Source organism: Caballeronia choica, from assembly GCF_001544535.1.
Taxonomy (GTDB): Bacteria; Pseudomonadota; Gammaproteobacteria; order Burkholderiales; family Burkholderiaceae; genus Caballeronia; species Caballeronia choica.
Window position 1 is genome coordinate 19,419 of sequence record NZ_FCON02000102.1, and the last position, 7,681, is coordinate 27,099.

Annotated in this window: 6 protein-coding genes; all 6 read right to left on the reverse strand. The window is 65.5% G+C overall.

From position 1 onward, the window contains the following. Window positions 1-123: 123 nt before the first annotated feature. From astE to AWB68_RS30730, 6 genes are read right to left on the reverse strand one after another with little or no spacing between them, the layout of a single operon-like run. On the reverse strand, window positions 124-1,170 hold the full coding sequence (gene astE, locus AWB68_RS30705) for a succinylglutamate desuccinylase (protein ID WP_087648079.1): 1,047 nt from the start codon (window positions 1,168-1,170) through the stop codon (window positions 124-126). Then, window positions 1,154-2,494 carry an N-succinylarginine dihydrolase gene (gene astB, locus AWB68_RS30710; RefSeq protein ID WP_087648080.1) on the reverse strand — a complete coding sequence of 447 codons (1,341 nt, stop codon included), beginning with the start codon at window positions 2,492-2,494 and terminating at the stop codon, window positions 1,154-1,156. Before astB ends, astE begins: the two co-directional genes overlap by 17 nt. 20 nt (window positions 2,495-2,514) lie before the next feature. Next, complete coding sequence (gene astD / locus AWB68_RS30715) at window positions 2,515-3,987, reverse strand: succinylglutamate-semialdehyde dehydrogenase (RefSeq protein WP_087648081.1); 1,473 nt, start codon at window positions 3,985-3,987, stop codon at window positions 2,515-2,517. A 23-nt stretch (window positions 3,988-4,010) separates the two neighbouring features. Further along, a complete protein-coding gene (gene astA, locus AWB68_RS30720) occupies window positions 4,011-5,057 on the reverse strand; it encodes an arginine N-succinyltransferase (RefSeq protein ID WP_087648082.1) in 1,047 nt (348 codons plus the stop codon). Then, entirely contained in the window at window positions 5,054-6,127 is a 1,074-nt protein-coding gene (gene aruF / locus AWB68_RS30725; protein WP_087648083.1) for an arginine/ornithine succinyltransferase subunit alpha, read from the reverse strand. Before aruF ends, astA begins: the two co-directional genes overlap by 4 nt. A 34-nt stretch (window positions 6,128-6,161) precedes the next feature. After that, a complete protein-coding gene (locus AWB68_RS30730) occupies window positions 6,162-7,391 on the reverse strand; it encodes an aspartate aminotransferase family protein (protein ID WP_087648084.1) in 1,230 nt (409 codons plus the stop codon). Window positions 7,392-7,681: the final 290 nt, after the last annotated feature.

Sequence of the window (7,681 nt, forward strand, 5' to 3'; positions counted from 1 at the left end):
AAAGCGCATTCGAACCAAGTGATGGTGATGCCCAGCTAGACGAGGAAAAACAATGGCCTACGATCCACAAGAAGCCGCGTTCGACGAAATTGTACGAGCGCATTCCATAGCAGCCCAAGCGCTTCAAACGGCGTAAGCACCCCCATCCCCACCCGCGAGCGAAGCAAGCGTCTCGTCCGTCGTATCGACGACCAGCAACCCCGCTCGCAGCCCCGGTTTGACCTTCGGATTCGGAAACACGATGCGCTCTTCATCGTGCTCGACGCGGTAGCAATAATCCCCATCCTGCGCCAGCACAGTACCCGCCCGAAACGGCGTGAAGTTCGGCACATCGCTCGCGACATTCAGCACGAACCGGTCGCTCTGTTTGTCGATCTGCCCGACCACCGTGAAAACGCGCAACGGCCGCGATGCGTCGACCGCCGGCTTCCCCGCGATCAACCGGCGCAACGCTCGATCCGAAGCCGCGAACCGCGCGAGATCGTTCTGCCCGAACGGCCGCACCTTGCCAAGTTCAAGCGTGCACGCCAACGCGCCCGCCCGCTCCGCTGTGAAATGCGTGAACGTGTTCGACTTCTCGCGATGCAGCAGCACGGCTTCCAGATGCGCATCGCGCAGCCAGTCGAACATCGCGCGAGACAGTGGCGCCCCCGTGTGCGGCAGCAGCGCGAACTGCTCGAAGACGGAAGCGCGGATCGCGGTATGCATGTCGATGTGCCACTTCGCATGCGTCGCATCGGCGAAGAATCGCAGCGCGGCGGCTTCGAGTTCCGCCGCGCGCGGCGCCTCGCGGCTTGCCGGAAGTGCCAGATGACGGCCGTTGAACAGCCGGTTGAGATCGTCGTCGAGATAGCGGTCGGAGGCGCGCATCGCCGCGATGTTGCCGAGGATCACGAGCACGCGCGCGCTGAGTTTCGCCGCGCCGCTCGCCAGGTCCGCGACGAGCGTCGACAGGATTTCGATCGGCGCGGTTTCGTCGCCGTGAATCCCCGCCGATGCGATCACGCTGTGGGTCGCTGCGTGCTGCGGTTCGAGGCACAGGATGCCGTCGCCGAGCCACGTCCAGCGCACGCCCGAAGGCGCCGTTCCTGCGCGCCGCGCCGGCTGGCTGCCGTCGAGCGCGAATGCAAGGAAACGGCCAAGCATCGCGTCTTCAGCGCTGGAAGTCATAGATCGCCCCGAGGCCCAGGATTGTCGTGAGTTCGTCGAGCGCGGTGCGCGACTGGTCGAGCAGCTTCGGGTCCGCGAGATCGGCGGGCGCGAGCTGGTCGCGATAGTGCGCGTCGATCCACGCATCGAGGCGCGCGAAAAGCGTGTCGTTCATCCACACGCCCGGATTCACGGCCGCGCGCTCGGCGTCGTTCAGCACGACACGCAGACGCAGGCACGCCGGACCGCCGCCGTTTTTCATGCTCTCGCGCAAGTCGAAGACGAGCACATCGTCGATCGGCGTCGAGCGCGTCGCGAGCGAATCCAGATACTTCGCGACGCGTGCGTGCTCGCGGCATTCCTGCGGCACGACGAGCACCTGACGGCCGTCCGGACGCGTCAGCAACTGGCTGTTGAAGAGATACGACGAGACCGCGTCCGCGACGCTTACCTCGTCCTCCGGCACTTCGATCGCGGTGAACTTCGCGCCTTGCGCGCCGAGCTTCGCGCGCAGTTCGTCGTAGACCTTCGGCTGGTCGAGGAACGCGCGCTGATGGCAGAACAACGTCGTGCGATTGCCGACCGCGATGACGTCGTTGTGAAAAACGCCCGCATCGATCACGTCGGGAAGCTGCTGCGCGAAGACGGTCGAGCGCTCGCTCAGTCCATGCAACCGCGCGACCGCGCGGCTCGCTTCGAGCGTCTGGCGCGCCGGAAAGCGCTTCGGCTGCGGCCCCGGCCCGTACTCGCTGCGTCCATAGACGAAGAACTCGACGCCCTTCGCACCGTACTCGCGGCAAAAGCGCGTGTGGTTCGCGGCGCCCTCGTCGCCGAGCGCGGGCGTGCCGGGCAGCGCGTGATGAATCCGGAAGCGCGCTTCGTCGGCGAAGATCGCGGAGAGCGAGCGGCGCGTCTCGCCGTGCTCGATCGCGCGATGCAGCTTGCTCGCGAGATTGGCCGGCGTGAAGTGCACGCGCTCGTCGGACGTATCCGCCGACGGGCTGACAGTCGCCGCATTCGCCGTCCACATCGCCGAGGCGGAACTCGCGGCGGCCAGCAGCTCCGGCGCTTCGCGCGCGGCGCGTTCGATCACGCTGGCGTCGGTGCCGGTGAAGCCGAGTTCGCGCAGCAGTTTCAGCGACGGCCGTTCGAGCGGCGGCAGCACGCCCTGATGAAAACCGAGGTCCGCGAGCTGCTTCATCTTGCGCAAGCCCTGCTTCGCCGCGGCCTTCGGGTTCGCCACCGACTTCTCGTTGTTACGCGACGCGACGTTGCCGAACGACAGCCCCGCGTAGTTGTGCGTCGGGCCGACGAGCCCGTCGAAGTTCGCTTCGAATGCTTGCATCATGAATCCTTCGCGGGTTCTTAGAATTTGAGGCCGGGCGATACGCTCGCGGGCATCTGCAACTGCGCGCTTTCCACCGACGCCATCGGATACGAGCAGTAGTCCGCCGCGTAATACGCGCTCGGCCGCTGGTTGCCCGAGCGTCCGATGCCGCCGAACGGAGCCGCCGACGATGCGCCGTTGGTCGGCCGGTTCCAGTTGACGATGCCGGCGCGGATCGTGCGCTGGAAGTGCGTCCAGGCGGCTTCGTCGTCGGCCAGCAGTCCCGCCGAGAGGCCGTAGGTCGTATCGTTCGCGCGCTCGATCGCCTCGTCGAAGCCCTTGTAGCGCGTGACCTGCACCATCGGGCCGAAATGCTCTTCGTCGGGGACGTTGCGCGCGTTCGTCACATCGAGGATCGCGGGCGAGACGAGGCCGAGATGCGCCGCGCGCTGCTTCATTTCGAGGATCGGCGTGGCGCCCGCCTCGATCAGTTGCGCCTGCGCGGCAACCAGCTTCGACGCAGCGCGGGCCGAGACGACCGCGCCCATGAACGGTTGCGGCTCGGCGTCGAATGCGCCGTACTGGATGTTCGACGTCACTTCGGTAAAGCGCGCCATGAAGCGTTCGCCGAAGGCATCGTCGGGGACGAAGAGACGTCGGGCGCACGTGCAGCGCTGCCCCGCCGACAGATACGCCGACTGGATCGTGTGATGCACGGCGGCATCGATGTCCTCGACCTGCGCGACGACGAGCGGGTTGTTGCCGCCCATCTCCAGCGCGAGCACGATCTCCGGGCGCCCGCCGAATTGCTTGTGCAGCAGCGTGCCGGTGTCGGAGCTTCCGGTGAAGAACAAGCCATCGATCTGACGATGATTCGCGAGCGCGACGCCCGTGTCCTTCTCGCCCTGCACGAGGTTCAGCACGCCGGCGGGAAGGCCGGCCTGCGTCCACAGTTCGACGGTCGCGGCGGCCACGCCCGGCGCGAGTTCGGACGGCTTGAACACCACCGCGTTGCCCGCGATCAGCGCCGGCACGATATGCCCGTTCGGCAAATGCCCCGGAAAGTTGTAAGGACCGAATACCGCGACGACGCCATGCGGACGATGCCGCAATACCGCGACGCCATCGGCCATCGGCGCGCGCTTTTCGCCGGTGCGTTCGTGATACGACTGCACCGAGATATCGACCTTCGCGGCCATCGTCGCCACTTCGGTGCGCGCTTCCCAGAGCGGCTTGCCGGTTTCGCGGCCGATCGTGCGGGCGAGTTCTTCCTTGTTGTCGTTGAGCAGCGCGGCGAAGCGCTTCGCGATGCCGACGCGTTCGTCGAACGGCAACGCCGACCACGAAGCAAACGCACGGCGCGCGGCTGATACGGCGCGATCGACATCCGCTGCGTCCGCGCTCTTGCCTTCCCACACGAGTTCATCGGTTGCCGGATTGCGCGACGCGAACGGCGCGCCCCGGCCTTCGTTCCATGCGCCGTCGATATACAGTTGGTTCGAGAGTTTCATTGCCTGGGTCCTTGCTCTTTCTTTCAGGCCGCGCTCTTCACGCGCGGTTGCGATGCGAGCACACGCACCATGTCGCCTTCGTTCACGCGCAATGCGGCGGCTTCCTCGGCGGTGAGCAGGAACGTGCCGTCCCGCACTGCGCCCACCGTCGCGCCGACGCGAAAATCGTCCAGCGATGTATTCGACACGAGACTGCGCGCCTCGCTTTCCTCGTTGCGCTCGCCCGGTTCGACGATATGCACCGGCACCAGCACGCTCTCGCGCACGGTGCGCAAGTCCGCGATGTGGCATTCGAGCACCGGGCCGGCATCGAAGATATCGACGTGATTTTCATAGCGCAGCCCTTCCGCTTCGAGCATCTTGCGGGCGGGCGCGGTGTCCCGGTGCGTGAGCCCGACGACCTTCTGCGCCGCTTCGGGCAGCAGGTCGACATACACCGGATATCGCGGCATCAGTTCGGCGAGAAACGACTTCTTGCCGTGCGAGCTGAGATAGTCCGCTTCGTTGAAGCCGATCTGATAGAAGTGCGAGCCGACCGCGTTCCAGAACGGCGACTCGAAGCTGTCATCGAAGTGGCCGCGCAATTCCGCGCACAAACGCTCCGGGAAGCGCTCGCGAAACTGCGCGATGAACATGAAGCGCGAGCGCGACAGCAAGCCGCCGACACCCGCCGTGCGATAACGCGGACTCAGGAACAGCGAACACACTTCCGCGTAGCCGGTCAGGTCGTGCGAGATGTTGAGCAGCGACATCTTCGTCCACACGCCCAGGTCCTTGCTCGCATGCACAACCGTCGACACGCGATAGTTGTAGAACGGCTGCTCCAGGCCGACTTCCGTTTCGATGCCGCACACGCCCGCGATATCGCCCGTCGCCGTGTTCTCCATCACGAAGAAATAGCCCGCTTCATATGGCTCGGCGGTCCCTGCGAGCGTGCGAAGCGCGCGTTCGACGCGGGCCGTGAGCGCCTCGCGGTCGGGCTTGAAAGTGGTGAGTCCGGGGCCGGTCTCGTGCGCGAGCGCGACGAGCGCGTCCACGTCCCCGGGCTGCACGCAGCGTACAACGATCATTGCAGTTCTCCCGAGGCAAGATGCAGCGGCACGCAACGCACCGTATCCTTTTCGTTCACGCCGAGCGCTTCGCGCATCGGCGCCGTGAGGGTGGCGCCGTCGGCGCGCGTCGGCGGCAGGGTCGCCAGTGCCGTGCGGAACGAATGCGCGCCGCCCGCCGCCACGAGATACGGCGTGCCGGTTTGCGCCGCGCCTTCGTGCACGGTGCGAAGCTCGTTCGTCGTCACCGACGCGCTGCGTTCGACCGCGACGGTCAGCACCGGACCCGCATCGAAGATATCGACGAAACGGTCGGGCTCGAAGCCTTCCTCCAAATGAATGTCATACGCGAGCAGCGCGCCTTCCGCCGGCTCGCCGAGCACGCGTTGCGCCTCGGCGGGCAACAGCGGCACGTAGAGCGGATAGCTGGGCATCACTTCCGCGATGAAGGTGCGGCTGCGTCCGCCCGACTCCAGTTCGACCTGCTCGAAATCGCGTCCGAAGAACTTGCGGCCGACCGCTTCCCAGAACGGCGACACGCCCGCGTCGTCGGTCACGCCGAGCATCAGCGAGAACACCTCGTCGGAGAAGCGCTTGCGGTTCGCCGCGATGTACAGCATGCGAGCACGCGACAGCAGATGCGCCGCCGCGTCCTGGGTTGCGTCCCGGTTTGCATCCCGACGTGCTTCGTCGCGCAACGCCGGATCGATGTAGAAGCCTGTCAGGCGACTCTTGCCCGTCAGTTCATGCGACATCGTCAGCGCGTGGATCTTGCGGTTCACCTTGAGTTCGCGCGACGCGTGGATCAGCGCGTCGTTGCGAAACGCGTAGAACGGCTCCGAATAGCCCGCCGATGCCACGATGCTCGACGTGCCATGGAGCGCGCCCGTCTCCGAGTCTTCGAGGACGAAGAGATAGAACTCCTCGCCCGGGAAATCGACTTCGGCGCGAAACGAATCCTCGGAGAGCGCGACGCGCGTCTCCAGCGCGCGGCGGTCGCGCGGCAGCGAGTGCAGCACGGGATGCGCCGCGCGTGCCATCCGTTCGAGCGCGTCGAGGTCGGAGAGTCTTGCCGGTCGGACGAATAGCATCATCGGTTCCTGTGTCGTTGGTTGCCTGCCCGCATCAGCGCGCCGCAACGGCTTCGCCCACCACCTCGGCGATCGCGCGCTCGATGCGGGTGAACCCTTCGTCGAGATCGGCCATCGGCATGATCAGCGACGGCGCGAAGCGCAGCACGTTCGGTCCCGCGATCAGCATGATCACGCCGTTGGCGGCCGCTGCGTTCAGCACGTCCTTCGCGCGGTCCTTGTAGGCATCGGCCAGCTCGGCGCCGATCAGGAGGCCCGTGCCGCGAATCTCCTTGAACAGCGAAAAGCGCTCGTTGATGCGCGCGAGATGCGCCTTGATCGCCTCGCTGCGCTGCGTGACGCCTTCGAGCAGTTTCGGATCGCTGATCAGTTCGACCACCTTCTCCGCGATCGACGCCCCCAGCGGATTGCCGCCGTAAGTCGTGCCGTGCACGCCGACCTTGAAATGCGCGGCGATGTCGTCCGTGGTCAGCATCGCGCCGATCGGGAAGCCGTTGCCGAGCGCCTTAGCCGTCGTCAGGATGTCGGGCGTGACGCCGTACTGCATGTAGGCGTAGAGCGAACCCGTGCGGCCGACGCCCGTCTGCACTTCGTCGAAAATCAGGAGCGCGCCGTGCTGGTCGCAGGCTTCGCGCAGGCCCTTCAGGAATGCCGGATCGGCCGGCAGCACGCCGCCTTCGCCCTGGATCGGCTCGACGATCACGGCACAGGTGTTCGCGCCGATCGCCTCGCGCGCCTGCGCCAGATCGTTGTAGGGCAAGTGCTTGATGCCCTGCGGCTGCGGGCCGAAGCCTTCCGCATACTTCGGCTGTCCGCCGACGCTCACCGTGAAGAACGTGCGGCCGTGGAACGACTGCGTGAACGAAATGATCTCGATCTTCTCGGGACCGAACTTCTCGATCGCATAGCGACGCGCCAGTTTGAGCGCTGCTTCGTTCGCTTCGGCGCCGGAGTTCGCGAAGAACGCGCGATCGGCGAAAGTCAGGTCCGTCAGGCGTTTGGCGAGACGCAGCACGGGCGCATTCGTGTAGCCGTTGCCGATGTGCCAGAGCTTTTCGCCCTGTTCCTGGAGCACCTTGAGCAGCTCGGGATGCGCGTGGCCCAGGGCGGTGACCGCGATGCCGCCGGCGAAGTCGATGTAGTCCTTGCCGTCGGTGTCCCAGATGCGCGAGCCGCGCGCGCGATCGGGCACGAAATTCGCCGGGGCGAATACCTGGACCATCACTTCGTCGAAGGTGCTGCGCGTTACGTTGATGTCGGTCATGGGCTACTCCTTGTCTGGGGTTCTTGCTTCGTTACTACCGATATTAGGTAATGCTGCGGTTTACTTCTTGCGCGTTCGCGACATGGTTTCTCTGGTATCGGGGGATTTTTGCGCGAGGCGCGGGGTGGGGGTTGCTGGCGAGCGCGCTTTTCCGTTACCGGGCTTTTACACCGTTTGATGCGCCCAGGCTTCCATGGAACTCGGTTTCATGTCGGTTTATTTGCTCTGCCCCTGTCCGGGGCGGGACTCACTTTCTTTGCTGCTGCAAAGAAAGTAAGCAAAGAAAGCAG